The 15878-nt window shown below is 36.2% G+C and carries 12 protein-coding genes; 9 read left to right on the top strand and 3 right to left on the bottom strand.

The features are described 5' to 3' along the window. Positions 1–95: 95 nt before the first annotated feature. The gene (locus DU508_RS10335; RefSeq protein ID WP_233509480.1) at positions 96–353 is read left to right on the top strand and encodes a DUF1810 family protein; all 258 of its coding nucleotides are present in this window, start codon (positions 96–98) and stop codon (positions 351–353) included. Positions 354–480: 127 nt separating this feature from the next. Here the strand turns inward: DU508_RS10335 and DU508_RS10330 are convergent, their stop codons facing one another. Continuing rightward, positions 481–2976 (bottom strand): PAS domain S-box protein, encoded by a 2496-nt coding sequence (locus DU508_RS10330; protein WP_115402685.1) that lies wholly within the window; start codon positions 2974–2976, stop codon positions 481–483. A 572-nt stretch (positions 2977–3548) separates the two neighbouring features. Next, positions 3549–3953 carry a helix-turn-helix domain-containing protein gene (locus DU508_RS10325; protein ID WP_115402684.1) on the bottom strand — a complete coding sequence of 135 codons (405 nt, stop codon included), beginning with the start codon at positions 3951–3953 and terminating at the stop codon, positions 3549–3551. Positions 3954–4273: 320 nt separating this feature from the next. On the opposite strand from DU508_RS10325, the gene DU508_RS10320 reads away from it, so the two are divergent. The 7 genes from DU508_RS10320 to DU508_RS10290 all read left to right on the top strand — a co-directional run bounded on the left by DU508_RS10320 (position 4274) and on the right by DU508_RS10290 (position 12449). Continuing rightward, a complete protein-coding gene (locus DU508_RS10320) occupies positions 4274–4690 on the top strand; it encodes a DUF1801 domain-containing protein (RefSeq protein WP_115402683.1) in 417 nt (138 codons plus the stop codon). Positions 4691–4864: 174 nt separating this feature from the next. After that, positions 4865–7282: an alpha/beta hydrolase family protein gene (locus DU508_RS10315; protein WP_115402682.1), complete on the top strand. Its 2418-nt coding sequence runs from the start codon at positions 4865–4867 to the stop codon at positions 7280–7282. Between the two features lie 194 nt (positions 7283–7476). Then, positions 7477–8376 carry a DnaJ C-terminal domain-containing protein gene (locus DU508_RS10310; protein WP_115402681.1) on the top strand — a complete coding sequence of 300 codons (900 nt, stop codon included), beginning with the start codon at positions 7477–7479 and terminating at the stop codon, positions 8374–8376. Between the two features lie 5 nt (positions 8377–8381). Further along, positions 8382–8678 carry a chaperone modulator CbpM gene (locus DU508_RS10305; protein WP_115402680.1) on the top strand — a complete coding sequence of 99 codons (297 nt, stop codon included), beginning with the start codon at positions 8382–8384 and terminating at the stop codon, positions 8676–8678. Positions 8679–8783: 105 nt separating this feature from the next. Continuing rightward, positions 8784–10355 carry a helicase HerA-like domain-containing protein gene (locus DU508_RS10300; RefSeq protein ID WP_115402679.1) on the top strand — a complete coding sequence of 524 codons (1572 nt, stop codon included), beginning with the start codon at positions 8784–8786 and terminating at the stop codon, positions 10353–10355. A 127-nt stretch (positions 10356–10482) separates the two neighbouring features. Next, positions 10483–11382 (top strand): nucleotidyltransferase family protein, encoded by a 900-nt coding sequence (locus tag DU508_RS10295; RefSeq protein WP_115402678.1) that lies wholly within the window; start codon positions 10483–10485, stop codon positions 11380–11382. Then, complete coding sequence (locus DU508_RS10290) at positions 11373–12449, top strand: phosphotransferase enzyme family protein (RefSeq protein WP_115402677.1); 1077 nt, start codon at positions 11373–11375, stop codon at positions 12447–12449. Before DU508_RS10295 ends, DU508_RS10290 begins: the two co-directional genes overlap by 10 nt. 356 nt (positions 12450–12805) lie before the next feature. Here the strand turns inward: DU508_RS10290 and dnaK are convergent, their stop codons facing one another. Further along, positions 12806–14710 (bottom strand): molecular chaperone DnaK, encoded by a 1905-nt coding sequence (gene dnaK / locus DU508_RS10285; protein WP_115402761.1) that lies wholly within the window; start codon positions 14708–14710, stop codon positions 12806–12808. Positions 14711–15388: 678 nt separating this feature from the next. Here dnaK and DU508_RS10280 point away from each other — a divergent pair. Continuing rightward, complete coding sequence (locus tag DU508_RS10280) at positions 15389–15748, top strand: DUF1304 domain-containing protein (protein WP_115402676.1); 360 nt, start codon at positions 15389–15391, stop codon at positions 15746–15748. Positions 15749–15878 lie beyond the last annotated feature (130 nt).

The raw sequence follows: 15878 nt of genomic DNA, 5'->3' as shown, positions 1-15878 counted from the left end.
CCTGAGCGCAATTGCTCGAGGGCCTTTTGTTTCATTAGCTCATAATCGAGCTGTTCTTCTCTCATCATAATAAACTGTATCTAAAGTTAGTGATTTTGACTTTTGACACAGTTTATTTTACAATCTCTCATCCTCTGCTTGGAAAGAGATTGATTGATATATCTAAAGAACTATTAAAGCATAAAGGCAAGAGTGCTAACGATATTTTTGGTTATCCGGATGATTTGAAACTCCATTCGTCAATGACCTTGTTTTCTATTATCCCAAACACCAACCCAATATTTGAAGAAGTATTATCTACTTATTTTAATGGATTGCCAGATTTAAATACGATTAATCTTTATGAAGAATAAATTTGGTTTGATTAAAACCAATATGCTATATTGCTGTTTAAATTATAATTCATTCATGTTTGAGCGCATGTTTGGGTTTAGATATGGGATAGGCTGTTTAGCCTATCCTTTTTTATTAATTTGACATCTACTTTAGTGGCAGGGCAAATGAAAACACCGAACCTTTACCAATTTCGCTTTCCACCCAAATTCTGCCATGATGGCGTTCAATAATTTCTGCACTTAAATACAATCCGATGCCAAAACCAGAAATGGTATGGTTGCTCTGCACACGATAATACCTTTCAAAAAGTTTTTTGGCATCTTCAGGAGAAATACCAATTCCTTCATCTTTAATATTTACAATCACTTCATCATCAGTAATATTACAACTAACCTCAATATTGGTTCCGTTTGATGAATATTTATGGGCATTGCTCAATAAATTAGAAATTACATTCCCAATTTTATCTCTGTCTCCATTTACGATTACCCCGCAGGATGATCCAAGTGTTACCTGATGGGTAGATGGCGAAATAAAAGATTCATCAATGGTTTCCCGTAAAAGTTCATCCAGTTTAAACGGACGTTTGTCAATCATCAGTTTTCCAGATTCTAAACGAGACACATTTAAGAAACCATTAATCATGGCTGTCATTTTTCTTACCTGAATATAGGCCTTATCCAAAGCTAACGAAGAATACTCATCATTGGTAGTTTTAGCCTTTCTTTGCAGAACCTGTACAAAGCCGTTAATGGCTGTAAGCGGCGTTTTTAGTTCATGACTTACCATTCCGATAAAATCATTTTTACGCAACTCATCAAGTTTTCGTTCAGTGATATCCATAAACATGCCTGAATATTCTGTTGGATTACCTTGTTGATCTAAAAACACCATGCCTGTAGCTCTTACCCACTTCTCTTCACCGGTAAGGAGATTATTTATTGGATATTCAGTATCGCTGGAAAGATGATGATTAATAGCATTATCAAGTGCTGTTAAAAGCATCTGACGGTAATCAGGATGAACTGCTTTCATCACTTCTCCTATCTCCACATCTTTTTCCATATCCAGGCCTAACAATTCCTTAACAAAAGTAGACATGGTAACTTTTAATGTTTGCGGGTTAACGCTCCAGGTACCCATTTTACCGGTTCTTATGGCCTGAAGAAGTTTCTCTTCACTATCTGAAAGTTTCTTTATGTATTCGATGAGATCGTTATGAGTTTGGGCTAATTCTTCATTAGTAGCCGCCAGCTCTTCATTTGTTGCAGCAAGTTCTTCGTTGGCTGCAGCCATTTCTTCATTAACTTCCTGTAATTCTTCCTGGTAAAGTTTTCTTTCCGTTATATCCGGACTCACAGTTGCCAACGCAATGATGTCACTGGTTTCAGGGTTTCTGATTGCAAAGCCATTCCATTCAATCCAAAAAGGTTTTTTCGTTTGCTCATTCCAGAAACGGATTTCATGCTTAAATCTCCCATGTTCAATCAAATTGTTCAGGATATTTTTTGCTTCACCCCGATCCTCCGGATAAATACAGTCAAGAATTGTTTTATTATTAACCGAACTCCAGCCTAGTTTTCGCAAGGCAGCAGGATTGGCATACAGCATAGAATGATCTAAGTTGGCCAGGCTAATAAATTCTGAACTGGCTTCCACTAAAGAGCCCAGGTTTTGTTTTTCTATTTCAATAAGCTTACGATCAGTTATATCAATACTTGAACTGATGTAACCGGCAAAAGTACCATTAGCATGTAAACGAGGTTGACCACTGGCTAAGAGCCAACAATAATTTCCTTCTTTATTTAATATCCTGAATTCTCCGGCAAAAGGTTTTTGTTTTTCTAAAGCTCTAAGGTAAATTCCTACATAACGGTCCCTGTCTTCAGGATGTATTAAATCTACCCAACCAAATTTGAGTAAGTCTTCCATAGATCTGCCAGATAACGCTACCCATGGTTTATTAAAATATACTGCATTTCCAGTCTCATCGCCAACAGCAATAAATATATCTGTGCCTTCAGCCATGGTACGGAACCGTTCCTCACTTTCAGTAAGTTCACTAAGTCTTTTTTCTACTTTATCTTCTAACTCATTATTTAAAACAGATAGTTTTTCCTGAGCATTCTGTAACTCTTCATTAGTCGCTAAAAGTTCTTCATTTGTGGCTGCAAGCTCCTCATTAAGTGCTTGTTCTCTTTGCAGCGCAAGTTCCTTTTCAGCAGCTTGTTCTATCGCTTCTTTTTTTAAGAACCTTTCTGTAACATCAATTGCAGTATGTAGGATGCAAATGGTTTTATCCTTATCATCTTTCACAGCTCTGTATTCGAAATCGAAATAATAGGTCTGAATTTTACCATCAATCTCTAAATCTGCTGCGGTGTCCTTTCCCGAAACGGTTAGCCCTTCTCTCCATACTTTTTTAAACATGTCAATAAAAGGTTGCCCTTTAAGTTCTGGAAGCGCTTCTTCCAATGATTTACCAATAACACTTCTATCTTTTCCCCAAATCTTCAGCATTGCATCATTTGCTGTCTGGATGGTAGCATTTTCGCCAACATGTATGGCTGTTGCAGTATGTGTTAAATTAAAAACATCCAGTAATTGCTCATTACTCAGGAGATAATTTTGATCACTCATTTATTTAAAGACGAAATTCTGAATATAAAAACTTTCTTGTAAAACTTAGCAATTACAATTAAATAAAATAATAGCTGATGTCATTTCGTGATTTAATCAATTGGGTTAGAACTTTACAGCCTTTTAAATAACTGGGCTTTCTCTTTAATGTTTGATTAAACGTTTCTAAGTTATTAACATTTTTATTGTTTTGTGCAAAATTATTTCATGATGTCAAACCAACATTTACGTAAATTGTTAGGCATAAATACAACAGATTAAAAAGTCCTGTGAGCGGGAGATCCGCGGAGGGCAGGCACACCATAAAAGGAAAATCCTTTAAAAAAAAGATAGCCGCTTATTAAAATAAGTGGCTATTCTTTTGTTTGCCAAAGCAATTTAAAGAGCGTTAAATTGAAGCAAATATTAATGAATATCTATTCTTTATTGCATGGTGTTAGAATTATAATCAAATACTGTTTTCCTTAGGCCGCCCAATGTTTGGAATTATCATTTAACTTTTGGCATGCCTTTGAAAACTTTAACAATGATTTAGACTAATCGAGATAACAATCTACTGATACAACAAAGTTTCAGTTCTTTATATTCCTAAGTCGCAGGGTTTTGGGTTGGTGTTCTGCCTGAGCCTGTTGCGCCTCCATGCTTAACAAGTCGTTATATTTTTCCAACAAATGTATGTACTTGTTCATCCAAAAATAAACAGAGTTTGATTCAGCACCAGATTGCTTACTGGATTCCATTGCACCTAAGCCTTCCTGATTCTCTTTTGGAAATACATCGGGAAAAGAAGTGGAAAAATCCTGACCTAGCAAAGCACCAACTTGCCAGATCACTTCATAGCTAAGTCTGTCCTGGCCAAACCAGTTATAAATTGTTCTTCTGCTTACATTCAGTTTCCTTGAAAGTTCGCTAATTCCCATACGGTCCCGGCGCACTATGCGCTCCAGAACTTCACCGTGTTTTAATTGAGTTGTCATCGAGATAATTAATTTTTTTGCTTAAAAATTACTTAAATCAATATAGGGGACGATTGACATATCAAATTTATATAAAAGCGTAAAAGTTTGTATAAAACATGTGCATTTTTTGACATACATCAATATTTTACCATGTTTTTCTGTGTAAAAGTTAAATTTGACCGTAAAAAACGGTAGCTAAAAGCGTATATTTACGTATACATCATAAGATATTTTAGCATTTTTTTCTGCAAAAAGGCAGAATCATAAACAATAAGCCTGTTAATTAAGGTAAATTATATCTTAATTTACTATATCCGGATATTAAAAAAATCTTAAAAATGGCACTAAACAAAACCATCGAAAACAATTTAAGTGTTGCCGATTTCTTAAATGGAATAGTTGATGAAAATAAAAAAGCAGACTGTTTTGAACTTGTTAAATTAATGGTTGATACAACAGGTTATAATGCAAAAATGTGGGGAACTGCGATTATCGGATTTGGCAGTTACCACTATAAATACGAAAGTGGTAGAACGGGCGATGCTCCTTTGGTTGGTTTTTCACCAAGAAAAGATGCTATTGCTTTGTACTTTTCATCTCAGTTTAAAGATCGGGAACAACTGCTCTCAAAATTTGGCAAACATAAAACAGGCAAGGCTTGCGTGTACATTAAAAAACTAGCCGATATAGACCAACAAATTTTGAAAGAAATGATCGCAAATTCTGTAAGCAGAATAAATAGCCTTTATCCCTAAAGCGATGCAATTCCAATAAAAACTGTTGCCATGAAATATTAAAATAGCATGTTCTTAAATAAAGAGCAAAATCATTTCTCCAAACAGAAAACCTCTGTAAATAAGAAGTTACGCTACAACAATTTAAATTTTGCAATATTTGAGTCTCCCTTATTTAGAAAAAACTAACTTGAAATGATTAAAAAACTACAATTTTATTTTTTAATAGCTGGTGTATGTGTTTCTTTGAATGCAACTGCTCAGGATGCGATCAGCTATCAAACACCGCCAAAGGAAATTGCCGATTTATTGTTGGCAAAACCTACTCCCGGTGTAAGTATCGATGGGAAAGCCGAATGGATATTATTTAGCGAACGTAATTCTTATCCTTCAGTGGAAGAATTGGCGATGCCTGAATATCGAATCGCCGGACTAAGATTAAACCCAAATAACTATTCTCCAAGCAGACAGAATTATATCAATAATTTCAGCTTAAAGAACATTAAATCGAATCAAACTTTTCAGGTTACAGGCCTGCCAACTCCACTATATGCTGGAAACCTAAGCTGGAACCCTTCTGAAAATAAAATTGCATTCACTAATACCACACAAAAGGGTGTAGACCTTTACATTATAGATATTGCAACTAAAAAAGCCACAAAAACCAACAAAGCCTATTTAAACGTGGTTTTAGGCAGCGGCTTAACCTGGTTAAATGATAACACAATTATTTATCGTACTGTTACCAAACCAGCAAGCGCTGCGCCAACAAAACCTTTAATGCCAAAAGGCCCAACCATTCAGCAAAATTTAGGCAAGGCAGCGCCGAGTGCAACTTATCAGGACTTAATTAAATCGCCTTTTGACGAGCAATTATTTGAGTTTTTTGCCACGTCTCAGTTGGTAAAAAACACAGCAGGTATAGAAACCCCAATTGGGAAACCTTCAATTTATGCAAGAGTAAGCTTATCACCTGATAAAAATTATATGATGGTTGAAACCATTCGCAAACCATTCTCTTACCTTGTTTCTGCTTATGGCTTCCCATCAACGGTAACCATTACAGATTTAGCAGGAAAACCAGTTAAAGTTATTGCTGAGCTTCCTTCATCAGAAGGAACCCCATCAGGCTATGATAATACTCAAAATGTAGCCCGTGGTTTTGACTGGAGAGATGATGAACCTGCTACAATTGTTTGGGCCAAACCTTTAGATAGTGGTTTAATCAAAAATAACGTTCCGTTTCATGATGCTGTTTACGCATTAAGTGCGCCGTTTACCGGAACCGAAAAGGAATTGTTTAAAACACAAACCCGTTATCGTGGCATTCAATGGGGAGATGCAAACCTTGCCTTGGTTATGGAAGGTTTAAGAAGCAAACAAACATCAAAAGTAAGCAGATACAATCCCACAACCGGTGCTGTAGAGGAATTATATAGCCGCAACCAAACTGATGCCTATGGTAATCCCGGTTCACCGGTAACGGTAAAAAACAAGTATGGCCGTCAGGTAATTAAAACAGTTGATAATGGCACAAAACTATTAATGAATAACCCCGTTGGTTCATCAGAAAAAGGAGATTTACCTTTTCTTGCTAAGTTTGATCTTTCATCTAAAAAGAATGAAATCATATGGCGCAGTGCTGAAGGAACTTATGAGTATGTGAGCGATGTCATTAATCCTGATCAATTAATTTTACTGACCAGAAAAGAAAGTCAGAAACTTGTTCCGAACTATTATATCAAAAATCTGGTTCTGCGTGTTGCAGATCGGCCAATTACTGATTTTGCAAATCCTTATCCATCTTTAGAGGGAATTACCAAAGAAAAAATCTCTTATAAACGCGCTGATGGCGTTGATTTAACTGGTGACTTATATTTGCCAAGAGGTTATAATAAGGATAAAGATGGTCCGTTACCTACCTTGATTTGGGCTTATCCGCGTGAGTTTAACTCAGCAGCTGATGCGGCTCAAATTCGTGGATCGAAAGATAAATTTACGGCAATAAACTGGGGATCACCTATTTATTGGGTAACCAGAGGATATGCTATTTTAGATAATGCAGAAATGCCAATTGTTGCTAAAGATGGCAAAAAACCTAACGATACCTTTATTGAGCAATTAAAATTAAATGCTGAAGCAGCCATTAATAAATTATCTGATTTAGGAGTGGGCGACAAAAAGCGGATGGCAGTGGGAGGCCATAGTTATGGTGCCTTTATGACGGCTAATTTATTGGCGCATACTGATCTTTTCGCTGCTGGAATTGCCAGAAGTGGTGCTTATAATCGTACATTAACACCATTTGGCTTCCAAAATGAGGAACGTACTTATTGGCAGGCACCTCAATTATACTATGAAATGAGCCCATTCAGCTATGCTGATAAAATTAAAACTCCTATTCTATTAATTCATGGTGACTCGGATGATAATCCTGGAACTTTCCCAATTAATAGCGAGCGCTTATTTAATGCAATTAAAGGTGCAGGCGGAACTACTCGTTTTGTATTTTTACCTTATGAAGCGCATGGATATCGTGGTAAGGAAAACATACTACACACGCTTTGGGAAGAAGATCAGTGGCTGGAAAAATATGTAAAAGCAAAAAAATAATTTCTCTCTATTGTTATACTTTTAAAAGCTCCAATAGGGGCTTTTTTTGCTTCTAATCATAACAATGGTAAAACTGTTTTGATTACAATGGCATGATTTGTTTAAAATAAAAACACATTGAAAATTCCTTGAATTCCGCTTAAATTTATCTTATTAAAACGGAACATAACAAGCACTTATTTGTTAGAAAAAACATGGACTATATTGATTATTATAAAATCCTCGATTTAAAGAAAGACGCCTCAACTGAGGATATCAAAAAAGCCTATAGGAAATTAGCAAGAAAACATCACCCTGATTTAAATCCAAACAATGAAGAGGCTAATAAAAAATTTCAGCAAATCAATGAGGCCAATGAAGTTTTAAGTGACCCTGAAAAACGTAAGAAATACGATAAATACGGTAAAGATTGGCAACACGCTGATCAGTTGGATGCGCAGGAACAGCAACGTCGTCAATATCAGTCGCAAGGCGGCGGCGGTTTTGGTGGAGGGAATTACTCGGGCAATTTTGGTAGCGATGATTTTTCTGATTTCTTTTCTTCTATGTTTGGTGGTGGAGGTGGCAGAAGCGGCCGGAATTCACCTTTTAAAGGACAAGATTACAATGCAGATTTGCAATTGAATCTGCTTGATGCCTACACTACACATAAGCAAACATTGACTGTAAACGGCAAACAGGTTCGAATAACCATTCCAGCCGGTGTAGAAAATGCTCAAAAAATTAAATTACCGGGATATGGGGAACCTGGTGTAAACAATGGCCCTCCCGGAGATTTATACATCAAATTTAATATTACCGATCATCCCAGATTTAAAAGAAAAGGAAACGATATTTATATTCATGAAGAAATAGACTTATACACCGCAATTCTGGGAGGAGAGAAAATAGTTGAAACTTTAAATGGGAAAGTTAAGCTTAAAATACCAGAGGGAACACAACCTGACACTACTTTAAGGCTTAAGGGCAAAGGTTTTCCTATCTATAAAAAAGAAAATCAATTTGGCGATTTATACATCAAATGGCAGGTTAAATTACCTACAAACCTTAACGCTGAGCAAAAAGAATTATTCGAAAAACTTTCCAAAAGCTAAACATTATGGAAAACAATTTAATATCAATTGATGACGTGTGTACTTATCATCAGGTAAAAATTAATTTCATCCAATCTTTGGAAGATTTTGGTTTGATCCATACTACAATAGTTAAAAAAACAGTTTTTTTGAACAGTGATGAACTTACCAAGTTAGAACGATACTTACGTTTGAGTAATGATTTAGAAATTAATTTGGAAGGCTTACACGCTGTAGCCCACCTACTCAATCAACTCAATGAAATGCAGAATGAGATTAACTCACTTAAAAATGAACTAAATTATTATAAGCAGATTAATTGAAGGTGCAAATCAATCGTTTGTGTAAAGATTTGCATAAAAAGTGAAACTGAAAAAACATTCTTTTTAAGATTAGTTTCTTAAATTGGCGAACTAATTTTAAAAAAAATGAGTGATTTGTCTTCTAAGTTCATCGAAAAAATAAAATCATCCTATGCCCCAACGGGCTCTTATATTTATTTAGGCGCAGGGATTTTGGATGGACAAGTTTACAGTGATGCTGAAGTTAACCTGTCATTAAAAATGATGAACAGGCACGGTTTAATAGCTGGTGCCACCGGAACCGGTAAAACCAGAACTTTACAACTATTAGCTGAACAGTTATCAGATGAAGGAGTTCCGGTTTTTATGCTGGATGTTAAAGGAGATTTATCGGGGTTGCATCAGGCAGGAACCGTCAATCCAAAAATTGAAGAACGGGCTCAACAATTAAACAAACCCTTTTCCCCCTCGGGCTTTCCAGTAGAAATATATTCATTATCCGGTAAAATGGGTGCTCAAATGCGTGCTACAGTATTGGAGTTTGGCCCTACCCTTTTATCAAAAGTGCTTGATTTAAATGATACACAAGCTGGTGTTATGGCGGTAATATTTAAATATGCCGATGACAATAAAATGCCTGTAATTGATTTAAACGACTTAAAAAAATTAGTTTCTTATTTATCAGAAGGAGCCGGAGCTGCCGAAATCAAGGAGAGTTATGGCAGCATTTCTACTGCAACATCTGGTACAATTCTCAGAAAAATTGTGGCCATTGAGCAGCAAGGTTTGGGTGGAATGTTTGGAGAAAAATCTTTTGATATTCAGGATTTATTTGAGAGGGTTGATGGAAAAGGCACTATAAGCTTGTTAAATATTGCTGATGTACAAAATCAGCCGGTTTTATACTCTACTTTTCTATTAAGCTTACTGGCAGAGCTGTTTAATACAATGCCGGAAGTTGGCGATCTTGACAAACCAAAGCTGATCTTCTTTTTTGATGAGGCACATTTGTTATTTAAAAACTCATCAAAAGCATTTTTAGAGCAGATAGAAACGATTATCAGACTAATCCGATCCAAAGGCATTGGTGTGTTCTTTTGTACGCAAGCACCTACAGATGTACCTGAAAGCGTTTTAGGACAGTTAGGGAACAGAGTTCAACATGCATTACGGGCATTTACACCAAATGATGTTGATGCATTAAAGAAAACCGTTAACACCTATCCTAAATCAGATTTCTACCAAATAGATAAAGTACTGACCGCTTTAGGCACCGGTCAGGCTTTGGTTACAGTATTAAATGAAAAAGGAATTCCAACTGAGGTTTCAGCAACCATGCTTACTCCCCCACGTGCATTAATGGGTCCTTTAACTTCTGCTGATTTTGAACGGGTAATTCAGGCAAGTCCGATGTATACGAAGTATAAGGACGTTATCGATCCTGAAAGTGCCTATGAAATTTTAACAAAACGTATAAATGAACAAATTGCTGCTGCAGAACAGGCAAAGCAAGAAGCTGCAGCTCAAAAACAACAGCAGGTAGAAAGCAAGTCTAAATCAAATGAAAAAAGCATTGTTGAGCAGGTTATGGGTGCAACTATAACTCGGCAAATAGGGAAAGAGATTGTTCGCGGCATTTTTGGAATGATTACCGGCAAAAAGACTAAAAGCAGAGGAGGCGGGCTCTTCGGTTTCTAACAATTAACAATATATCTCAAATGGTTATTCGTACTTACTACGAAAATTTTCAGATCTAAATTAAAATATAAATTAAAACAATAGTCCGTTCCAATGAAAAACAAAGGGCTATTACTATTTTCGCAATATGAAACCTACCCTATTAATACTGGCTGCCGGAATGGCCAGCCGTTACGGAAGCATGAAACAGATTGACGGCTTTGGCCCAAATGGAGAAACCATCATTGATTATTCAATATATGATGCAATTAAAGCTGGTTTTGGTAAAGTTGTATTTATCATTAAAGAAGAATTTTTAGATAATTTCAGAGCTATTTTTGATCCAAAATTAAAGGGGAGAATTGAAGTAGATTATGTTTTCCAGAATTTCGATTTAAAACAATTTGGCATTGAAGAAGAAATTTACAGAGAAAAACCCTGGGGTACTGCTCATGCAATTCTTTCTGGCAGAAATGTAATTAAGGAACCATTTTGTGTAATAAATGCTGATGATTTTTATGGTTTTGATGCCTATAAAAAGATGGTTGATTTTTTAACCAGCGAAGCCACTGATAGTAATTATTCTATTATCGGTTACGAAATTGGAAAAACATTATCTGATTTTGGTGCAGTTTCCCGAGGTGTTTGTAAAGTAGATGAATCAGGAAATTTAGAAGAAATTGTAGAAAGAACTAAAGTTTACCAGGAAAATGGCACTATAGTTTATGAAGAAGATGATAAGAAATATCCGTTAAGTTTTGATACTCCTGTTTCAATGAATTTCTGGGGATTTACACCTGCGGTTTTCAAAATCACAGAAGACATGTTCAGAACATTTGCCATGGAAAATAAAGATAAACCTAAAGCAGAATTTTTTATTCCGCTTATTGGTGAAACCCTGGTAAAAAGCAATATTGCAACATTTAAAGTAGTGCCAACATCAAACCAATGGTTTGGCGTAACTTATAAAGAAGACAAACCTTTTGTTCAGGATTGTATTGATCAGTTAGTTAAAAACGGAACATACCCTACAAAGCTATGGAGCTGAATTTAGATTCCGAAGTTTTAAAGGCGTACGGATACACTAAAGAAAATGTAAATATTGTACAAATAGGTTCAGGGTTAATTAACCGGACATATTTGCTTTCACCTTTGTTGCAGGATAAAAAATTTATCCTGCAAAATATCAATACTGCTGTTTTTCAAGATCCACAAGCGATTGCAAAAAACTTAAAGGCTGTATCTGATTATCTGGCCAAAAACTATCCTGATTATCTTTTCATAAAACCAATTACAACTGTTGATGGAGAAGAAATGGCCTATGTAAATCATGAATATTGGCGAATGCTGCCGTTTGTTTCAAAAACAGTATCTCTTGATGTTTTAAGTGAACCTAAGCAAGCTTATGAAGCTGCGAAAGAATTCGGTAAATTAAGCAGGTTATTAAATAATTTTAACGCCAATACACTGGAGCCAACCATTCCAGGTTTCCACGATTTAGGATTACGTTTTGAGCAATTTACACTCGCCTTAAACCAAACAACAAAACAACTAAAAGGATTAGCGAAGCTAGAAATCGATCATGCGTTGGATCATCGTTACATTTTAGATTACTACAATTCATATACCCATAGAACTGATTTTCCGGATCGCGTAATGCACCACGATACTAAAATCAGCAACGTACTATTAAATGCAGAAACTTTTGAAGGTGTTTGTGTAATTGATTTAGATACCATTATGCCTGGAAAATTCATCTCAGATTTGGGTGACATGATGCGTACTTATCTTTGTGCTTTTTCTGAAAATGAAACTGATTTAACCAAAATTAAGATCAGATTACCATATTTTGAGGCCATGATTAAAGGGTACCTTTCGGAAATGAAGGGAATTTTAACAGCAACTGAAAAAGAATTGATTTTATTTTCGGGTAAGTATATTATCTACATGCAAGCCTTGCGGTTTTTAACTGATTTTTTAAATGATAACATTTACTACCCTATAAATTATCCGACAAAAAATTTAGATCGGGCAAGAAATCAGTTTAAATTACTCTCCGAATTATCTTTAAATGAAAAAGAGTTACAAGATATTATTGAAGAAAATTTAGTTTAACTTCCAAAGTTATTGCGAGGTAAGAAGCACATGCGAAGCAAGCTTGAATACCATTAATAAAAATAGATTAAGCATAAAAAATCCTACAACAAATAGGTGGGATTAATTAAATAACATTAATTAAAAGCATTAAGATTGCTTCGCATCTCGTAATGAAGAGCGTTTATGTAACTCGCCGCTAATTTATGGCCATTTTGGCTTCAGGCAGCGGACTTATAAAAACCGCCATTTCAATGACGATCGACTTAGAAAAATGCCATTAAAAACAAAAAGCGTTCCTGAAATTAATCAGAAACGCTTTTTATATTATTTGTTATTTGCCTAAGACTCTCGACTTAGGACTGAAGACTCCAGACTTATTTCTCTTCTTTCACTTCTTCGAAATCAACATCAGTAACGTTATCGCCACCGCCTTGAGGCTGACCATCTGCTTGTGGTTGTTCACCACCCTGAGGTTGCTCTCCGGCTTTGTACATTTCCTCTGATGCTGCGTTCCATGCATTTTGCAATTCAGCTTGTGCGGCATCAATATCTGCGAAGTTACGGGCACTGTGTGCTGCTTTTAATTTCTCTAAACCAGCTTCAATTGGTGCTTTTTTATCAGCTGATAATTTATCGCCAAATTCTTTTAATTGTTTCTCTGTAGAGAAAATTAAAGCATCAGCACCGTTAATTTTATCAGCTTCTTCTTTAGCTTTTGCATCAGCATCAGCGTTAGCTTCAGCTTCTTGTTTCATTTTCTGAATCTCTGCATCTGTTAAACCTGAAGATGCTTCAATACGGATTTTTTGCTCTTTACCAGTAGCTTTATCTTTAGCACTTACGTGTAAAATACCATTCGCATCAATATCAAAAGATACTTCTACCTGAGGCACACCACGAGGTGCTGGTGGAATACCATCTAAAATGAAACGACCAATTGTACGGTTTTGAGCAGCCATTGGGCGCTCACCTTGTAAAATATGAATTTCTACTGAAGGCTGGTTATCAGCTGCAGTGGAGAAAGTTTCTGATTTTTTGGTTGGAATAGTTGTGTTAGACTCAATTAATTTGGTCATTACACCGCCCATAGTTTCAATACCTAATGATAAAGGCGTAACGTCTAATAACAATACATCTTTCACATCACCAGTTAACACACCACCTTGAATAGCAGCACCAATAGCAACAACCTCATCAGGGTTAACACCTTTACTTGGCTCTTTACCAAAGAAAGCTTTAACTGCTTCCTGAATAGCAGGAATACGGGTTGAACCACCAACTAAAATGATTTCATCGATATCGCTTGTGCTTAAACCAGCATTTTTCAACGCCGATTTACAAGGATCGATAGTACGTTTGATTAAGCTATCAGCCAATTGCTCAAATTTAGCACGGGTTAATGTACGTACCAAGTGTTTAGGGCCACTAGCATCAGCAGTAATATATGGTAAATTAATTTCAGTTGAAGTAGTGCTCGATAACTCAATTTTAGCCTTTTCAGCAGCTTCTTTTAAACGTTGCAAAGCCATCGGATCTTTAGAAAGATCCATGCTGTTTTCTGATTTAAATTCATCAGTTAACCAATCAATAATCACGTGATCAAAGTCATCACCACCTAAGTGTGTATCACCATCAGTAGATTTTACTTCGAAAACACCATCACCCAATTCCAGAACAGAAACATCATGAGTACCACCACCGCAGTCAAACACAACAATTTTCATGTCTTTGTGCGCTTTATCTAAACCATAAGCTAAAGCAGCTGCAGTTGGTTCGTTAATGATACGTTTTACAGTTAAACCTGCGATTTCGCCTGCCTCTTTAGTAGCCTGACGTTGTGCATCATTAAAATAAGCTGGTACTGTAATAACCGCTTCAGTAACTTCCTGGCCTAAGAAATCTTCAGCAGTTTTTTTCATTTTCTGTAAAATCATCGCAGAAATCTCTTGTGGAGTATATTTTCTGTCGTCGATTTCTACACGTGGTGTGTTGTTATCACCTTTAACCACTTTATAAGGTACACGAGCAGCTTCTTTCGCACTTTCGTCGTAGCTGCTGCCCATAAAGCGTTTAATTGAATATATTGTTTTTGTTGGGTTGGTTATAGCCTGACGTTTAGCAGGCTCGCCAACTTTACGCTCACCGTTTTCTGCAAAAGCAACAATAGACGGTGTAGTACGTTTACCCTCACTGTTCGCAATAACTACAGGCTCATTGCCCTCCATTACGCTCACGCAAGAGTTTGTTGTTCCTAAGTCTATTCCAATAATTTTTCCCATTGTATTTTTAATTTCTCTTTTTAAAGTATTATAATTTCTACTCCTATTAAACAATGCTTGTGCCAATTGGTTTTTGGCAGATAATATTGGTAAAAGACTGATAAAATGTAAAAAATGAGGTAACGGTTTACTGACAGCATGACAGAATTGGGCTAAAATGTTAAAGCTGGAAGACTAAAGCGAAGGTTAATTTTTTTAAAATGATTTGAAAACGAATGTCAGTATTTCTTCGGAAACACCTGCCCCGCTGTACGCTTTACTTCGCGATCAGCCACAAGGGCTGATGCTACGTGCCCGCTCCCATCGGGTTTAATGAACCAACTTTGATGCTTTTGGGAAATAAACCACCCACCCAACCCCTTCTTGAAAATAAGGAGGGGAGTTTGGTATTACTGATAGGAAAGTTTGTGTTAAAATGTTTGGTTAAACGGCTTAGGATTACGCCAAAAAATTTATTGAGGATTTACAACAAAACTTCGCAAGCCTTGATTATTCATCAGTGTCTATTTGTTTTTAACTGCATTCATGAGCTCGCAGAAATGCTCGGTTTTTGTTTCTTTTTATCAAGAAAAAGAAAAAAGCCTGTTTGGCCAAGACATAATAAAATCCGTTGGTTGAAATCAAGGGCAATAAATAAACCAAATTTATTGTATATTCAATCGTTAAACCAAATTCAAAATGCAAACAGCAGCACAAATCGTAATCGGCTTAATCGCCATCATTCACATCTATATCCTTTGGCTGGAAATGTTCGCCTGGACAACCAGAGCGCCAAAAGTTTTCAAAACCATACCAAAAGAATTATTCCCGCCAACAAAAACTTTGGCAGCAAACCAGGGATTGTATAATGGCTTTTTGGCGGCGGGTTTGATCTGGTCATTATGCATAAACGATCATCACTGGAAATTTCATGTATCCATATTCTTTTTAACCTGTGTGCTTATAGCTGGTATTTACGGAGCAGCAACCGCCAGTAAGAAAATTCTTTATGTACAATCAATCCCTGCATTAGTTGCATTGATTTTATTGCACCTGTAGGCTTGACCACAAACCCACAGCACATTCATTCTAAAACTAAAAGTTTATCTGACGAAACAATGCGAAAAATCGACACGCTTCTAAAGACGAAGAAAAAGCCTCTTTTGCTTTGGATTTATGTTTAACACTG

Origin of the sequence: Pedobacter chinensis (assembly GCF_003339865.1) — a bacterium.
In the GTDB taxonomy this organism is placed as follows: Bacteria; Bacteroidota; Bacteroidia; order Sphingobacteriales; family Sphingobacteriaceae; genus Pedobacter; species Pedobacter chinensis.
Note: the sequence above shows the minus strand (reverse complement) of the source record. Positions and strands in the feature narration are given on the sequence as shown.

What these genes read in the sequence shown, in the direction of transcription:
- DU508_RS10330 (WP_115402685.1), bottom strand. Translation starts at nt 2,976, where the DNA reads ATGAGTGATCAAAATTATCTCCTGAGTAATGAGCAATTACTGGATGTT.
- DU508_RS10325 (WP_115402684.1), bottom strand. Translation starts at nt 3,953, where the DNA reads ATGACAACTCAATTAAAACACGGTGAAGTTCTGGAGCGCATAGTGCGC.
- DU508_RS10320 (WP_115402683.1), top strand. Translation starts at nt 4,274, where the DNA reads ATGGCACTAAACAAAACCATCGAAAACAATTTAAGTGTTGCCGATTTC.
- DU508_RS10315 (WP_115402682.1), top strand. Translation starts at nt 4,865, where the DNA reads ATGATTAAAAAACTACAATTTTATTTTTTAATAGCTGGTGTATGTGTT.
- DU508_RS10310 (WP_115402681.1), top strand. Translation starts at nt 7,477, where the DNA reads ATGGACTATATTGATTATTATAAAATCCTCGATTTAAAGAAAGACGCC.
- DU508_RS10305 (WP_115402680.1), top strand. Translation starts at nt 8,382, where the DNA reads ATGGAAAACAATTTAATATCAATTGATGACGTGTGTACTTATCATCAG.
- DU508_RS10300 (WP_115402679.1), top strand. Translation starts at nt 8,784, where the DNA reads ATGAGTGATTTGTCTTCTAAGTTCATCGAAAAAATAAAATCATCCTAT.
- DU508_RS10295 (WP_115402678.1), top strand. Translation starts at nt 10,483, where the DNA reads ATGAAACCTACCCTATTAATACTGGCTGCCGGAATGGCCAGCCGTTAC.
- DU508_RS10290 (WP_115402677.1), top strand. Translation starts at nt 11,373, where the DNA reads ATGGAGCTGAATTTAGATTCCGAAGTTTTAAAGGCGTACGGATACACT.
- dnaK (WP_115402761.1), bottom strand. Translation starts at nt 14,710, where the DNA reads ATGGGAAAAATTATTGGAATAGACTTAGGAACAACAAACTCTTGCGTG.
- DU508_RS10280 (WP_115402676.1), top strand. Translation starts at nt 15,389, where the DNA reads ATGCAAACAGCAGCACAAATCGTAATCGGCTTAATCGCCATCATTCAC.